At 67.6% G+C, this 15479-nt stretch carries 11 protein-coding genes and 1 pseudogene; 7 read left to right on the top strand and 5 right to left on the bottom strand.

Features of this window, described 5'->3' with window-relative positions:
- The first annotated feature begins 438 nt into the window (after nucleotides 1–438).
- The 3 genes from ACWCPW_RS40870 to ACWCPW_RS40860 all read left to right on the top strand — a co-directional run bounded on the left by ACWCPW_RS40870 (nucleotide 439) and on the right by ACWCPW_RS40860 (nucleotide 3010).
- Nucleotides 439–1671 (top strand): hypothetical protein, encoded by a 1233-nt coding sequence (locus ACWCPW_RS40870; RefSeq protein WP_449766683.1) that lies wholly within the window; start codon nucleotides 439–441, stop codon nucleotides 1669–1671.
- Nucleotides 1655–2431 (top strand): alpha-ketoglutarate-dependent dioxygenase AlkB, encoded by a 777-nt coding sequence (locus tag ACWCPW_RS40865; RefSeq protein WP_449766682.1) that lies wholly within the window; start codon nucleotides 1655–1657, stop codon nucleotides 2429–2431. The genes ACWCPW_RS40870 and ACWCPW_RS40865 overlap by 17 nt, the downstream gene beginning before the upstream one ends.
- Nucleotides 2432–2641: 210 nt before the next feature.
- Nucleotides 2642–3010 carry a hypothetical protein gene (locus ACWCPW_RS40860; protein WP_449766681.1) on the top strand — a complete coding sequence of 123 codons (369 nt, stop codon included), beginning with the start codon at nucleotides 2642–2644 and terminating at the stop codon, nucleotides 3008–3010.
- 391 nt (nucleotides 3011–3401) lie between these two features.
- Here the strand turns inward: ACWCPW_RS40860 and ACWCPW_RS40855 are convergent, their stop codons facing one another.
- Complete coding sequence (locus ACWCPW_RS40855; RefSeq protein ID WP_449766680.1) at nucleotides 3402–5723, bottom strand: protein kinase domain-containing protein; 2322 nt, start codon at nucleotides 5721–5723, stop codon at nucleotides 3402–3404.
- A 253-nt stretch (nucleotides 5724–5976) separates the two neighbouring features.
- The gene (locus ACWCPW_RS40850) at nucleotides 5977–8238 is read right to left on the bottom strand and encodes a protein kinase domain-containing protein (RefSeq protein WP_449766679.1); all 2262 of its coding nucleotides are present in this window, start codon (nucleotides 8236–8238) and stop codon (nucleotides 5977–5979) included.
- 227 nt (nucleotides 8239–8465) lie between these two features.
- Between ACWCPW_RS40850 and ACWCPW_RS40845 the strand changes: the two are divergent.
- The 3 genes and pseudogenes from ACWCPW_RS40845 (at nucleotide 8466) to ACWCPW_RS40835 (ending at nucleotide 10846) form a co-directional block, all read left to right on the top strand.
- Nucleotides 8466–8919 (top strand): annotated as a pseudogene (locus ACWCPW_RS40845) (NUDIX domain-containing protein).
- A gap of 569 nt (nucleotides 8920–9488) precedes the next feature.
- Entirely contained in the window at nucleotides 9489–10019 is a 531-nt protein-coding gene (locus ACWCPW_RS40840; protein ID WP_449766678.1) for a hypothetical protein, read from the top strand.
- Between the two features lie 422 nt (nucleotides 10020–10441).
- On the top strand, nucleotides 10442–10846 hold the full coding sequence (locus tag ACWCPW_RS40835) for an ATP/GTP-binding protein (protein WP_449766677.1): 405 nt from the start codon (nucleotides 10442–10444) through the stop codon (nucleotides 10844–10846).
- Nucleotides 10847–11239: 393 nt separating this feature from the next.
- Here the strand turns inward: ACWCPW_RS40835 and ACWCPW_RS40830 are convergent, their stop codons facing one another.
- Together ACWCPW_RS40830 and ACWCPW_RS40825 are read right to left on the bottom strand one after the other, a co-directional pair.
- Nucleotides 11240–12466 carry a serine/threonine-protein kinase gene (locus ACWCPW_RS40830; RefSeq protein WP_449766706.1) on the bottom strand — a complete coding sequence of 409 codons (1227 nt, stop codon included), beginning with the start codon at nucleotides 12464–12466 and terminating at the stop codon, nucleotides 11240–11242.
- 515 nt (nucleotides 12467–12981) lie between these two features.
- A complete protein-coding gene (locus tag ACWCPW_RS40825) occupies nucleotides 12982–13356 on the bottom strand; it encodes a hypothetical protein (protein WP_449766676.1) in 375 nt (124 codons plus the stop codon).
- Nucleotides 13357–13792: 436 nt separating this feature from the next.
- On the opposite strand from ACWCPW_RS40825, the gene ACWCPW_RS40820 reads away from it, so the two are divergent.
- On the top strand, nucleotides 13793–14500 hold the full coding sequence (locus ACWCPW_RS40820; RefSeq protein ID WP_449766675.1) for a tectonin domain-containing protein: 708 nt from the start codon (nucleotides 13793–13795) through the stop codon (nucleotides 14498–14500).
- A gap of 54 nt (nucleotides 14501–14554) precedes the next feature.
- On the opposite strand, the gene ACWCPW_RS40815 is transcribed toward ACWCPW_RS40820, so the two are convergent.
- A complete protein-coding gene (locus ACWCPW_RS40815) occupies nucleotides 14555–15139 on the bottom strand; it encodes a hypothetical protein (RefSeq protein WP_449766674.1) in 585 nt (194 codons plus the stop codon).
- Nucleotides 15140–15479 lie beyond the last annotated feature (340 nt).

Here is a 15479-nt window from a genome sequence, read left to right as displayed (position 1 = left end):
AGGTCCGTGCTGAACCGGCGAAGTCCCCACGCAAGTGGGGGTGAACCGGGTCGACTTACGCAGGCCTTCGTCGAGGTGCTCAAGTCCCCTCGCGAGTGGAGGTGAGCAGTGATGTGGACGGCCGGCGCCGAAGACGGCGCCCGCGACCTCCTGCGGTAGGTTTTGGCGCATCAGGCAGGCCGCAGCATCACCGACCGGTTCAGCCTGATCGCTGCGGGCCGTCCGCTCCGGTCTCACGACCTTGCCGAGAGCAGCTCCGCACACCGCCCCGTACGGCAGAACCCCGTTGCCCGCTGTCGGGCCCCGTGAGAGCATCAAGGTTCAACGGTCCGTCTCCTTTCATTTGCGCTTCGCAACGCAAATGAAAGATTGCGGGCCGTTGCCATGTCCACGGTTTTGAGTAATCCGTCAAGATCCGCGAATGGCAGGTACCGTTGGATGTACACAACAGAGCTGACAGAAGCCTCTATCGAGGATACGAGCAACATCTTGGTTGCGTCTTCGATGTTGCAAGATAATGACTTGATCAGGGATTTCTTTGGGTCTGTAATCACGCCAGAGGAGCTTGCCTCTGGTTCGCTTAGCCTCGCGCAGAAGACCGTCTACCTGTGCGGCGATATATCCCGGATCAGTGGCCGTGAACTGCATGCGGCTGACCGGGTATTCGTTATCCGGGAGCTGTCACACGGTTACCACGAGGGCGTCGACGCACCTTGGACCCTCGTCGATCTCGGCCGAGTTCCCATCCGCGTACACGGCGTCGGCGTGTACTATCGCCGCTTTTTCAAGCTCGGCGACGATTACTTCGGACGGATCCGTGCGGAGCACGTGTTCCAGTCCCTGACGGAGTCCACCAAGCCTGGAACGGCCCATCGCAGCGGGATCTATCTGACGCCCGTTACGCAAAACGGTGACGGACTGCATTTCCGCCTGCTTAGGTGCTCGACGAATCTCTCGGGGCCGACCGAGGGCTTTCGCCCGACCGACACGCGCATCGTCGAGGCTCTGAACCGTGAGGCCGCCGTCGTCTTCCGGAACCAGGCACCGTTGAATCACGTCCTCGCGCAGATCTACCACAACACCCTTGCCACGGCGGAGCGCAAGCAGTCCAAGGCTAAGATTTCGGCCCATGCCGACAAGACCAAGGACATGCCTGTCAATGGCATCATGGCCTTCTGTACCTTTTATGACCGGCTCGACAAGCTGCAGCCGCTGGCCGAAGACGCATTCGACTACGGTGTCAGAGGTGCCAGTGGGCTGACCAAACTCCAATTTCGCCTCAAGGGGCCAACCGAAGAACGCGACGGGGTCGTGCTCCCTTCGCAGTTCACCGTGACTCTCTATCCCGGCTCCGTGTTCTTCATGCCGCTGTCCACCAACCGCCTGTATACGCACGAAGTCCGGCCCTCAACGTTGGACGCCGAGTTGCTCCCCACCCGCCTGGGATATGTGGTGCGCTGTTCGAGTGCCGAAGCCGTTCACAAGAACGGCCACACGTTCCTCAAAAAAGTGGCCGGAGATTTGGTGGAGTTGGGGCCACCCACACCGGCCGGCATGGACGAGCTGCGCAGGCTGTACGCCGAGGAGAACAGGACCTCGTCCTTCATTGATTACGGTGACAAATTTCTCTTCAGTATGAACACGGGAGACTACGTTGCCCCCCGAGTCTAGGATCTCGGATGAGATCCTCTCGTGCGCCTTGCCGGCCGAAGACAATCTCTTTGCGGAGCTGTCCGCGTCCGCCCATTTGGAAGACGTAGGAAAAGGTCGGCGAGGCGCCGTGCTTACCAGGATCGACGAGGCGGGTGGGGGTGTTCCTCTCGTACGTACTACCACTCGATACAGCAACCCGGCACAGCGTTTCCGGGCGGTGCACGAACGGTTGGCGCAACAGATTCAAGAACGTGCGGCGCTTTCGGTCGGCTTCAACAACGCTCTCATCGAGAGCTACACGAACGCTTACACAACCATGGGGAGTCATTCCGACCAGGCCCTAGATCTGGCCGACGAGTCGTTTATCGCTGTTTTCTCCTGCTATCAACATCCCGAATCGAGCTCGGCGAGGAAGCTGATCTTCGAGTCGAAGGGGTCCGGTGGCGAGAAGTTCGAGATCCCCCTCGCCCACAACAGTATCGTCGCGTTTTCTGTCGACTCGAATCGGCGATTCAGGCACAAAATCGTATTGGACACGCCCGGCGTCCGGATGGTGGACAATCAATGGTTGGGTGTGACCTTTCGAACGTCAAAGACCTTCGTTCGGTTTCACGACGGACGTGCGTACCTCCCGCAGGGTGCGCGCCTCATGTCAGCCGACGACGCGCAGAGACGGGAGTTTTACCAACTACGGCGCCGTGAGAACAATGAAACGGACTTCGTCTACCCCCTGCTGACGTACACCATCAGTGAGGGCGATCTGATGCTGCCCGTCTGACTTTGGGGATTTTGAAATAACCCTTCAGGTCGCCTATTTCTACAGCCGGCGCACCAGGCATGAGCTGTGTCGCACGCGGCAAAAATCAAGAATGCTGCTTCCCAATGATTGTCTCTCTGCTCTGCTGCACCCTCTCACTGGTGAGGGCCACAACATAGATGAACCCGTTCTGCTTGATGCCGAACCCGCCTCCGCGGAGCGGGCGTTCGCATGGCGCCGGAGCGCTTTGGTGAGCTCCGTCGGCTCGCCGCGGCTGTGGCCGAGCCACAACACCTCCAAGCCGAGCTGCTTCCCGAACCGACGCTCGACCTCTTGGGAGAGATCTCCCGCTTCGATGTGCTGGTGAGCCTTGTCCACGGGACGCCCAGGCGGTCACGAGGCGAGCGGCGGTGCGGTCCCGAAGGTGACGTCGAGGGCTTCGGCCAGGTGTCGGTAGGTGATCGGTACGGCGTGGACGCGCGGGGTCAGCCGCAGGGTGATGTCGAGAATGATGAATCGGCCTGGTTCGGTCTTGAAGCGGCCGGCGCGGTAGCCGAACCGGCGCTGCTCGCGGGCCGGGCGTACGGCGGGGCCGTGTGATGGTGATGGGCGGTGAGCGCGACGAGAGAGTCGGCGATCTCCTGACTCCTCATCGGCGGGCGCACCGCACCCGGACTCCGCGCACTCGCCGCAAGTTGCACCATCACCTGACCATCGGCGAGGCACGCCCCCACGTTGTCGGGATCGGTGGCGACGATGGTGACAGGCCGACCGGCCATACCGCCGCCCACACGCTGGCCCCCGTCGCCGCGTGCTCGTGGAACTGGGCCGCCGTCCGGCCCGTGACCCCGGAGGACTGCCACGACCTCGACGACGACCTGGTGGAAGTCACCGACAGCACACGGCCGTTCGGCGCGGTGCGGGGCCCGGCGCCCCGCATCGGGCCTCTTCGAACGGCTCGCCCGCGACGAAGACCGTGTCGTCCGGCGCTTCAGGTACCCGCGGCGTCGATCCCGGTGACCGTACTCGCGTCGCCGATGTACACCATGCCGCCGCCCGCCGCCCACGGCACCATCCCCAACATCGTGCCGTTCTGTCGTGCGTCGCGGTATTGCCACCGAGTCGTTCCGGTTGCCGCGTCCACGGCCCACAACGTCCCGGCGGAGTCCGGGAGGTAGACGTTGCCGAAGTCGTACCGGATCTCCGCGAAGAGCGCGGACGTTCCCTTGGGCATCGTGCTCTTCCAGCGCAGATCGCCGCTCTTGCCGTCCAGGCAGTACAGGGCCTTGGTGGACCCGGCGAAGACCGTGCTCCCGTCGGTGTCGGACACGCAGTTCGTGAAGGACTCCCCGGCGACCGGGTACGTCCAGGCCTCCTCGCCGGTGTCCAGGTCGAGCGCGTACACCTTGTCGGTGGCGTAGACGAAGCGGCCGGCCGCCCAGCAGGCCGGGCTCTTGACATAGGCGCCGCCGACGGCGCCGTGCAAGGGCTTCGTCCAGCCGCGTGCGCCCTTGTTCCCGGCGTCCACCAACTGAAGCTGCCGCTGCGTGAGTTGCTCGGCGCTCATCAGGACTTTGGTCCCGGTCGGTGGGATGAACAGGGTGCCGGCGTCCGAACCGGTCGCCTCCCAGACGGTCTGCCGTGAGCCGATGTCCAGCGCCCACACGAACTTCGCCAGGAACTGCGCCGGATTGCCGATGTCGTCTCCCGTGACGAGCAGCATTCCGCTGACCACACCCGCAATCCGGGTCGGTGACCACGTGGTCCGCGGGATCCCGGCACGCCACTGCTCCGCCCCGGTGACGGGGTCGGCCGCGATGACCGCGTACCCTCCCCTGATCGTGTCGCCGCCGACGAAGTAGACGCTCTTGTCGTTGCCGGCGGAGCCGTCGGTGCCGCCCTGGTAGCGGGTGATAATCGGTAGGTTCCACCGCGGATTGCCTGCGGGGTCGAACGCGTGCCGACCGCCGAATCCGGCGGTGATCGCCATGCCGCCGTACGAGGACAACGAGACCACCGTGTCGGGAGTGGTCGACGTCCACTTCGGGACGGCGGCGGGGCCGTCGAGGGACCCCTTCTTACCGGTCGGGGCGGGCAGCGGACCATGTGGGGTGGGCGGGGCGACGGGCGCGGCACTCTGCCCGGTCGGTACGCCGGTCGTCTTCGCGGTGGGGCTGGGACTCTGTCCACCCTTCGCTGTCGAACCACCCTTCCCCGAGCGGGACATCGCAATGGCCGCGCCACCACTCGCGACCGCGACGGCGCCGGCCGCCGCCAACCCGATGATCAGCTTCCGCCGACTCGGCGCGCCGGGCGGCGCGATCGGCGGTGGCGGAAAGTCCGGCTCGGGCGGCAGGTATGGCGGCGTCACCTCGGTCGGTGCCGAATTCAGCGGCGGCACGACACCGACCGGTGGCAGCGCGTGCGGCACACCCGTGCCCTGCATCACCTGGTCCGCCGCCGTGATGTCGCCGGTCAGCTCCGCCGGTAGCCAGCTCCCGCCGCTGTCGACCGGTGCGTCCCCGACGAAGTCGATCAGCCTGCGCGGAGTGGGCCTTGCCTCGGGCGACTTGTCCAGGCACGCCTCGACGGCGTCGCGCAACGAGGCCGGTACCGAGCCGAGTTCGACCCGATCGTTGACGACGCGTCTGAGTACGGCCACGGGATGGTCGTCACCGAACGGCCGTATCCCGGAAGCCGCGAACACCAGGGTCGCACCCAGGGCGAACATGTCGCTCGCCGGCGTCACGGTACGTCCGAGTGCCTGCTCGGGCGACATGTAGCCCGGCGACCCCAGTACCGATCCGGTCGTCGTGAAGGCGGTTCCGTCCACTGCGCGTGCGATGCCGAAGTCGACGACGTGCGGACCGTCCAGGGCCAGCAGGACGTTGCCGGGCTTGAGGTCCCGGTGGATCAGCCCGGCCGCGTGGATGCTCTCCAACGCCTCGGATATCCCGCCCAGCAGCATCCGCAGCGCGCGCTCCGGCAGCGGACCGCGCCGCGCCACCGCTTCGCCCAGTGACAGGCCGACGACGAACCTGGTTGCCATCCACGGCAGTTCGCCGTCGGGATCGGCGTCCACCACCGGGGCGGTGAAGGCCCCGGAGACCGCGCGCGCGGCGGTCACCTCGGCCCGGAACCGCGCCCGGAAGCCGCTGTCACCAGCGAGTTCCGGCCGGACCACTTTGACCGCGACCGTGCGTCCCGCCGCCGAACGGCCCAGGTACACCTTGCCCATGCCGCCCGCGCCGAGCCGGCCGAGCAACCGATACGGGCCGATCCGGGTCGGGTCGGTGGAGTCGAGCAGTTCCAATGAGGTCTCCTGGGGTTCTCGGATCGCTCATGATCCGGTCGCTCGTGGTCCTGCTGCTGCACAGCGTCTGCTTGCTCTTGGCCCTGCGGTACAAGGTGCGCTCGCTCGTGGTCCTGCTGCACAGCGTCTGCTTGCTCGTGGTCCTGCCGTTCAGGGTCCGCTCACCCGTGGTCCTGCCGTTCAGGGTCCGCTCACTCATGGTCCGGCCGCGGGGTCTGCTCGCTCGTGGTCCTGCTGTACAACGTCCGCTCGTTCATTTTCCGGACGCGTCGAACATGCGCAGGTTCCGACCGTCGGCGACCCAGACCTTGCCGCCGCCCTCCGCCCGAACCATCCCGCCCACCGCGTCCTGCCGGGGATTGGCGTACTTCCAGCGCCCGGCGCCGGTCACCGGGTCGACGGCCCACAGGCGTGCCGCACTGTCGGTCACGTAGAGCGTGTCGTCGGCGATCCGAAGCGCGCCGGTACCGACCCCGGACAGGGAACCCGTCTCCGGCGTGGTGTTCCACTTCAGCGCCCCGGTTGCCGCGTCCAGGGCGTACAGGCCGGACATCCCGGTGACGTACACCGTGCCGCCGTCCGAACTCGCCACCGGCGAACCGAACTTCTCGGTCCGCGTGGCCGATTTGTAGACCCAGACCTCCTGCCCGGTTGCCGGGTCCGCCGCGGTGACCTGGTTTCCGGCGTACACGAACCTGCCGCCCGCGAAGCAGGCACTCTCCAGTCCCGAATACGTCTTGGAGAATGTCGCGCCCGGCACCGGATGCCGCCAACCGGCCTTCCCCGTCGCGGCATCGAGCACCGTCACCTGGCCGTCCCCGGTGCCCGGAATGATCGGAGAACTGCCGACCAGGAGTTGCTTGCCGGTCGCGGGCACGGCCAGCAGCATGCCCGCGTCCGCCCCGGCGTTCGCCCAGACGGGTTTGCGCGTACCGGTGTCGATGGCCCAGACGGCGTCCTCCGTGCTCGACATGCCGCCGGTGTTGCCGATGCGCGCGCCGCCGACGTACATCCGGTCGCCCAGCACACCGACGACGGCTCGCCCCGTCCAGGTGAGTGCCGGAGGGGGAGCGACCCACAGCACGTTCCCGGTACCGACGTCGATCGCGACGCAGCCGCTCTTGAGGTCCACCGTGCCGCAGACGTACAGCGTCCCCCCGACGACCAGGCCCGAGGCGATCAGCCCCTGACGCACCGGCGACAGCGAGACCGGTCCCCACCGCCGCGCCCCGTCCATGTCCAGTCCGGAGATCGATTGCGCGCTGAACGCCACGAGCACGCCGTCGCCGAGGACCAGGCCGATGATCGAATCCTCGACGACCGTGTCGAACCGGACGCTCGCGTCCGGCGCGGCGAGCGCCTTCGGCCCGCTCACCGCGCCGCCGGCTTCCTTCGATGGGCTGGGGCGTCGCGGGGATCCGTTGTCGTGGAGGAACACGGCCGCCGCCGTACCGATCCCGGCCGCGGCGACGGCACCGCCGGTGCCGAGGAGGAGATTGCGGCGACTGATCCCGCGATCCCGCCCGGTCGTCGATCCGGGCCCGAGTTCGGTGACCGGCTCGTCCAAGCGGGTCGTGTCGACTCCCGGGCCGACCCGGTCGCCGGACGACACCGGGGGCAGGGCCGACATCGCCGCGCGGGTGGCCGCGATGTCGGCGGTGAGCGCGTCGGGCAGCCAACCGCCCGCGGGCACCTCCAGGCCCAGCCGTTCGATCGCCTCGACCACCTGCGTCGGAGTCGGCCGGTGCGCCGGATCCTTGGCCAGGCAGCTCGCGATCAGGGGACGGAGCACATCCGGCACGGGGTGCAGATCCGGCTCGGTGCCGACCACCCGGTACAGCAGTGCGTGCCCCGGCCCCTCACCGAACGCCGGCCGACCGGTCGCCGCGTAATAGGCCGTCGCGCCCAGCGAGAAGATGTCGCTGACCGCGGTGAGCGGGTTCCCGAGCGCCTGTTCCGGCGACATGTATCCGGGCGACCCGATGATCGCCCCGGTCCGGGTGTACGAAGTCCCCTCCGCAGCCCAGGTGATGCCGAAGTCGATGACGTGCGGACCGTCCAGCGCGAGAAGCACATTGGACGGCTTGAGGTCGCGATGGATCAACGCGGCGGCGTGCACGCTCTTCAACGCCTCGGCGAGCCCGGCGACCAGCATGCACAGCGCGTCGTCGGGCAGCGGCCCATGTGTCGTGATGGCATCGCTCAGCGGTACGCCCGCCACGAACGCCGTTGCCATCCACGGCACTTCGGCATCCGGATCGGCGTCCACGACGGCCGCGGTGAACGCTCCGGACACATTTCGGGCCGCCGCCACTTCCTGGTGAAACCGGGCCCGAAAGCCCGCGTCGCCCGCAAACTCGGGCCGCACCACCTTGACCGCGACCGTGCGGCCGCCCACGGACCTGCCGAGATAGACCCTTCCCATTCCGCCGGCACCGAGCCGGCCGAGCAGAACGTACGGCCCGATCCGTCGCGGATCGGATGCGTCGAGCGCGTCCACGATTCCCCCGTTCATCGCGGTGACTGGGCAGCATACGACACCCGACACGCGAGCCGAGGACGGACAGCGCGGGGCCGGCCGACCGGTCGGCGCCAGGCCAACTGCCGTGGCAGCGCGGCTCCATCGCGGCGCGGGCCCGTGTGAGCCTGGTGCGCCTCCGATGAGGTACGCCGTCCGCCGACGAAGGGATAGTCGTGGCCCAATCCAACCGGACTTCCCACCTGGCGCCCGCCACCGACGCCATGACGCTCCTCGTGGCCGCCGTCATCGTCCACGACCGCGACAACGATCGCGCTCTCCTCCTACGGCGCGGCCCTCAGGCGAAGTTCGCGGCCGGATCGTGGGACCTACCCGTCGGCAAGAGCGAGCCCGGAGAACCCGTCACCGTCACCGCGGTTCGCGAACTCCGGGAGGAGACTGTTGTGATCGTCGACCCCGGAGATCTGAGGGTCGCACACGTCATCCACGGGGCATGGGGTGTGGAGAGCCGGGCGGCTTCATCACCGTCGTCTTCGCCACACACATGTGGACCGGCGAACCCGTCAACGCCGAACCCGCGAAACACGACCGGGTCTGCTGGGTCGATACGAGCGACACCCCCAGGACTTTGTCGCCACCACGGACAGTGCCCTCGACGGATACCTCCGGCACGGCTCCGGCACCACCCTCCACGGTTGGGACGAACGCGGCTGGTGATCTCCGGCTACAGGAATGCCCACCGTGGCGAGTGGGCGTCCGCCTGTCGGCGGGCGTCGTGGGGTCGGCGAGCGCGGCGGTCACGGGATGCGGACCTGGTGCGCCGTCATGAACCTCGGTTCGTGGGCAGGCCTCCCGGTAGTGCGTGTGAGCCGAGTGGACGGGCGAGCTCGATGGCTGAGCAACCACCGTGAAGTTGGTTGCGGCGTAGTCGAACTCGATGTTTCGCGCGCCTGCCAGAAACGCGGCCCGCTGGAAGTCCCCGCGTAGGTGGGGTGATCCGGTCGCTCGCCGCGAGGGGTCGGAGGCGGATTTGAAGTCCCCACGCGAGTGGGCGTCGTCCGGGCGCGCTCGTCGCGACGGTTGACGACGACCCGATCGATGTCCATCGGGGCTGCAGGGGAGGGGACTTCCTGGGCTTGCCCGATCCAGCCGTCCATTTCCAGAAGGTGAAGAATGATCCCGTGGCCGAGATGGTCACTGGTGTGGGCGGTGGGGCACCTCCTCGGTACGGTGTGTAGTCAGCCGATGGGGGAGGGCGTGTGAGGCGTAGTACGGGAGTGGCCGCGATGGCAGCGTTGGCCACCGCACTGGTCGTGAGTGGCTGTAGCGACGAGGAGAAGGACAAGCCCCGGGCGGGTCCGACGTCCGTTCCGCCGTCGAGCCAGGCACCCGCACCGCGTCCCGAGGACACCGCGCGTATCCAGGCCCTGGACGTCTACAAACAGTGGCGCGCTTATCAGTTGGAGATAGATGGGGGGACGCCCATCGACGAGGCCACTGTGACTCGCCTGGCGACGGGTCGGGCGGCCGACCTCCTGCGGCGTGCCGCGGAGCAGACGGCTGCCGAGGGGATCACCACGCATGGTCCGGACGGCCCGCTGAACCCCACCGTTACGGTCTCGTTGAGTGCGAGCACCCCTTCGGTGACGATCGTCGACTGTATGGACGTCAGCCGGCGATACGTCACCAATCGAGACGGCAGCCCCTTCACTGCTCCTCCACAGTCGCCGCGCTACGTCAAGACCTTCACGCTTACGACCACGAACGACGGGTGGAAGATCGCGGATATGCGGTCGGAGAGGGATCGAACATGTTGAAGGCCTTGGGCCTGAGCATCTGCCTTCTTCTCATCGGGACCGTGACTGCCGTCGCCGAGGAAACGCCGAAGCCGAACCCTCCGAGTGATACGGAGGTGGATACGGATGTTCGCGGCGTCTCCATACATGTACAGACTCCGGGCAACGCCGCAAAGCCCGGTGCGGGCTCAAGCGGAGGCGGTTCGACGGTGCCGGCGGGGACTGGTACCGGTACTGGTACCGGTACGGGTCCGGTGGAGGTGGATCCCAGGGATCCGGACGACACGCAGTGTCCGGGGGCTGCGCGCGTTTTGAATGCGGCCCAGTGCATGGGCAGTGTCGATCCCGATCCGGGGGGTGGTGGTGGTGTCGCGGCTCCGCCGCCTACTCCTGCGGAGCTGGGTGCCCGGGCCTCTGCCCTGATCCCTTTGGACGCGCCTGCGGTGCATCTCACTCCGGGGCCGGGGAAGACCGGGTTGGTCGGGCTGCCGACGTGGTTGTGGGTGGATGCGACTCCGGCGGCGTGGGGTCCGGCGACGGCGACCGCGGCGGTTCCCGGGTTGTCGGTGACCGCGACGGCCCGGGTCGACCACATCACCTGGACGATGGGCGACGGCGCCACGGTCACCTGCACCACCCCGGGAACGCCGTACAGTCCGGCGCGGGGTGGGCAACCGAGCCCGGACTGCGGACACACGTACGTTCGGCCCGGCATCCACACCGTCACCGCCACCACCCACTGGACCATCACTTGGACCGGCGGCGGACAGACCGGCACCCTGGCCGCCACCCGCACCACCACCGTCGGCGACATCCGCGCGGGCGAGATGCAGGCACTGACATCCTGACCCGCACTCCAACCACATCCCCGGCCCAGCGCGAGCTATTTGTCCGCCGGTGTCGTGCGCGCCTGTCGACCCGACACACTCATCCATACGACCGATGCCTCGAACAGGATGAACCATTCGATAATGCTGCCCTCTACGAGGAGTCGCTCGCCCGGAGCGAATTCAGGCAGGGATCTTGCCGCAATAGCCCGATTGACATCACGAATCGGCAAAGCCTCCAAGAACCCGCAGGTCAGGAAGTGAAGTCCCCACGCAGGTGGGGGTGAGCCCGGGACGCTGACGGCGGTCAGTGTCCTGCGGTAGAAGTCCCCACGCAGGTGGGGGTGGGCCGGAACTCTGTGACAGTGAGTCGTTCAGGTCGGTGAAGTCCCCACGCACGGCCGGACATGGGCTTCACGGTGCTTCCTCGTCGAGAATCGCCGGGGGCCCGGGGCGCACCTTGGTCGGGTCTCGCAGGTACACGGTCCGTCCGTGCGGCGTCCTCAGGCGCACCCCGCTGCGGCGCGAGCCGCCTCCCAAGTCGGTGTAGCCCAAGGCCAGATACCACTTTTGCGGGACCAGATGGATGCTGTTGTCAGCTTCGTAGGTGGATTTGATCCCCTGTCCCCGCCGTTTGAGAACGAGGATGTTCTGCGGTGCATCGACGGTGAACCAGAAGGGAAACGGTGGAAGTTCCCCCGCGGGCGCGTCGAGGGTCGTGTCCTCGACCAGCCCCAAGTACACCGCCAACCGGCGAGGCTGTCGCGGTGGCGTGGGAGGGGCCGGCAACTGGCCGCGTCGGAGCCCGCCGGCGGGGGCCGAGTCGTCACGTCGGCGCGGTGGTCGGCGGACGGACTGCGGCGGGCCGGAAAGGCATGTGCGAAGCCGCTCGTGGACGACGGCCGCGTTGGCCGGCCGGTGGTCGGGATCCTTGGCGAGGAGATCGACGACCAGATGTTCGAGACCCGGGGGAACGTCCGCGCGTACCAGGGCATCGCTCCCCGACCCGGGCGTCGGCCGCCGGCCGGTGAGGAGTTCGTGGAGGACGCACCCGAGGGAGTACAGGTCGCCGCGATGGTCGCCGACGCGGCCGTTCAATATCTCCGGCGCCATGTAGGCCAGAGTGCCGATGGCCCTGCTCACGGTGTCGGACGCCGAGTCGATGTAGCGGGCGATCCCGAAGTCGAGGACCTTCACCCGCCCGTCGGTGGTGAGGAACAGGTTCGCGGGCTTGAGGTCGCGGTGGACCATGCCTTCCGCGTGCGCGGCGTCCAGAGCGGCGCAGACCTGCTCCGCCCACTCGACGACCAGGTCGACGTCGAGGGAACGCCCGTTGTCCGACAGGACGGTGGCCAGGTCGCGACCATGGAGGCGCTCCATGACCAGGAACAGGGTGCCGTCCGCGTCCTGGCCGAGATCGTGCACGGTGACGATTCCGGGATGGTTGACCCCGCCTGCCGTACGGGCCTCCCGATGAAACATCGCCACCGCCGCCGCGTCGCCCGGATCACGCAGCAACTTGACCGCCACGGTACGCCCGATGACCCGGTCGCGCGCGGTCCACACTTCCCCAAAGCCACCCTTACCCAACAATTCCGACAACCGATATCGCCCGGCGAGAACCCACCCCTGGCGCCCCACGGATCCCCCGTCTTCCGCCACCTGGACTCCCGATGGTCCACCGGGCGGCGGGTAATCGCATCAGGGCTTTCCCTCCTTCGCCGCCAATACCAACCCGCGACGCCCGCCCGCCATCTCTGGATCGGCGGAACGCCATACCGACGACACGGGTTCGACGGGGAGGCGCGAACGACTCTTTGAGCCGCTGCGATGCAGAGGTGGCCTGTCTACTCCGACCGAAGTCCCATGGCGGTTGCCAGGTGCGGCGGTGATCACGGCAACACGACTGCGGCACGCACCAGTTCGCCGCAGGCTCCAGTGTCCAGTCAGGCCGGCCGCGAGCCCTGAGGAGGCTGCCCGGACAGCCGTGCTCGAGGTGTACGGGCGGTACGGGGATCTCCAGATCCGGGTCACCGGTGGGGCCGTGCTGGACATCGCTGAGCTGGATCGCATCACAACCGGCCGGGCGGCCGCGGCAATTCGGAGGCCCGCCTCGGCCACCTCCGACGCTGGGATCACGGTCCGGGGGCCATCGTTCACTCTTCGCGCGACGTGAGTGTCTCGCCGGCCGCGACGTACTCCCATTCGTGGGCCGCGCGTGCTGCCCAGCCGAGCGGGGCGCCGTCGAGGCTGCGGCGCCACACGTCGGCGAACGCCGCCGTACACGGATCCTGTTCGCGACCGGGTGAGGCCCGGGGTGTCCTGGACGAGGTCGACGAGGCTCTGGCAGGCGCGAGCCACGCGGGCAGGGTCCTGGCCCAGCGGGTCGTCGAACTGGTCGTCGAAGACGAAGAAGAACGCCATCGTGTCCGCGCACAGGTCCAGCGCGGCCCACTTGCGTGGGGGAAGCCCAACGCGGCCAACAACGGCATGTCCCAAGAGGCGTACCAGTCCAGGGCGGGGCCCGTCACCGACCAGGTCCAGGCGGCGCGCCCATTCCAGGTTGCGGCGCCTGGCGCCATCGAGGTCCGGGCTGATCCGGGTGGGGGCGGGAAAGTCGAACTCGACGTCCTGGGGCATGCGTTCCTCCGGGGGGATCGGCGGTCGGTCATCGCTGACCGAACCGTGCCCGGCCGGACGGCGATGGGGAAGCCCACGCAAGGTGTCGGCGGAAGCACGCCCGGGCCCGGGGTGTCCAGTCCCTCGTTCGTGCGACGAGGCTTTCGGACAGGCCGCACCCGGCCGGTGCCGCCGCCTTGGACCGCGTACCTGGGCGATCGGGAGCAATGGCCGCGGGGGCGAAGCCGATCGATCCGGCCATTAGACGATCCGTCCGTTTGGTCGAGGTGCGCGCGCCGTAGGTATCCGGTGCAACGTTTGTCGTCATGGGGATGGGGAGGATTCGGCATGGCCGATTGGAAGACGATCACGGGCAGCCTCACGGCGATCTCGGTGGGGTCGCGAACGATCGTGTGGGGCTTGGACTCGGCCGGGAGTGTCTACCGGTTCACGAACGACGACAACAATCCCTGGGTGAAGATCCCGGGCGTCCTCAGTGACATCGGCGCCGCCGCCGACGGCACGGTGTGGGGGGTCAACGCCGGGAACGAGATCTTCCGCTACATCGGCGACCGGGACTCGACGAACCACTGGGTCAAGATCCCCGGCAGCCTGGTGCGCATCTCCGCGGGATCGCGAACGATCGTGTGGGGCCTGGACTCCGCCGGAAGCATCTACCGCTACACCAACGACGACAAGAACCCCTGGGTGAAGATCCCCGGGGTCCTCAGCGACATCGGCGTCGCCGCCGACGGCACCGTGTGGGGGGTCAACAAGGGCAACGAGATCTTCCGCTACATCGGCGACCAGGACGCCTCGGCGAACCACTGGGTCAAGATCACCGGAAGCCTGGTGCGGATCTCCGCCGGATCCCGCAGCAACGTGTGGGGCCTGGACTCCGCCGGGAGTGTCTACCGGTTCACCAACCACGATGCCAACCCCTGGGTCAAGATCCCCGGCACCCTGAGCGACATCGGCGCAGGCATCGACGGGAACGTCTGGGGAGTCGACGCCGGCAACGTGATCTTCCGCTACACCGGCGACCAACTCGGCTGAACCCTGTTCCGCGGATTACGTGCTGAGCCGGACGTGGGGGCCGCAAAGGCACGACTACGTCGCCGCGTCGGCTGCCGTACGGGAAGCGGGTCGGGGTCGCGGTGACCCGATGCCGTGTCGGAGGATCCGGCCCGGGAAGGCGAGCGGCCCGCCCGGTGGGCGGGCCGCGTCCGTCAGGCTTGGGTGTTCGTCGCCCACAAAGGCTTGCCGAAGAGCGTGTATCACGATGTTGCCGTCGGTCTGGACGGCGGGGTAGTTGTGCTGCCCCTGGGTGGCCGAGGGCCACAGCGGTGTGCCGTTCCAGGCGTAGACGACGAGGTTTCCGTCGGTCTGAGGTCGGGCGTAACTGTGGCCGGTGGTGTGTGTCGCCCAGATCGCGGTGGGGCCGAACTTCTCGTACAGGACGAGGTTTCCGTCGTCCTGTGTGATCAGCTCGACGGTGTTCTCGAGATCCGGTATCACCGTGCCCGGCCAGAACCAGCAGTCGCCGGTGAGGATTTCGTCATGATTCGAATTCGACGTGCGTCTGCAGTCGTCCGCGGACGCCCGGGCGGGCGCGATGGGCGAGAATCCGAAGGCAAGACTGGCGGCCAGGGCCAGGGCCAGGACGGCGCCGCGCATGGACTTTCGACGAACCACGAGATTCCCCCGGTGCGATCGACGTCGTGGCCCCACCGATCGTTGCGCAAGGCAACTCCCGGGCCAACAGTGTGAGTACGCTTCGGAAATCCCCTCGGCCCGTCGACATCGATGGGTGGTCTCGTCACGAATGGGCGGCCGGGCGTATCGTCTCCCCAGCGATAGGGCGCGGCCGAACACGCCGCAGGAGTAGGGGGCGGCGCATGTACTGGTTGTTCTGAACATATGGGGCATCGGCTTTCATATCTCCTCCGGCGTTGCCCGGCAAAGCCGACACGAAGGCTCGGAAGGGTGCATCGCAGACGCTTCCCGAGGAGCGCATGCGGTTGGAGGTTCGCGC

This window comes from Embleya sp. NPDC001921 (assembly GCF_053594475.1).
Note: the sequence above shows the minus strand (reverse complement) of the source record. Positions and strands in the feature narration are given on the sequence as shown.

Excerpts from the sequence above, each read along its gene's own strand:
- ACWCPW_RS40820 (WP_449766675.1), top strand. The coding sequence starts at position 13,793 with ATGGCCGATTGGAAGACGATCACGGGCAGCCTCACGGCGATCTCGGTG.
- ACWCPW_RS40860 (WP_449766681.1), top strand. The coding sequence starts at position 2,642 with ATGGCGCCGGAGCGCTTTGGTGAGCTCCGTCGGCTCGCCGCGGCTGTG.
- ACWCPW_RS40870 (WP_449766683.1), top strand. The coding sequence starts at position 439 with ATGTACACAACAGAGCTGACAGAAGCCTCTATCGAGGATACGAGCAAC.
- ACWCPW_RS40850 (WP_449766679.1), bottom strand. The coding sequence starts at position 8,238 with ATGAACGGGGGAATCGTGGACGCGCTCGACGCATCCGATCCGCGACGG.
- ACWCPW_RS40840 (WP_449766678.1), top strand. The coding sequence starts at position 9,489 with ATGGCAGCGTTGGCCACCGCACTGGTCGTGAGTGGCTGTAGCGACGAG.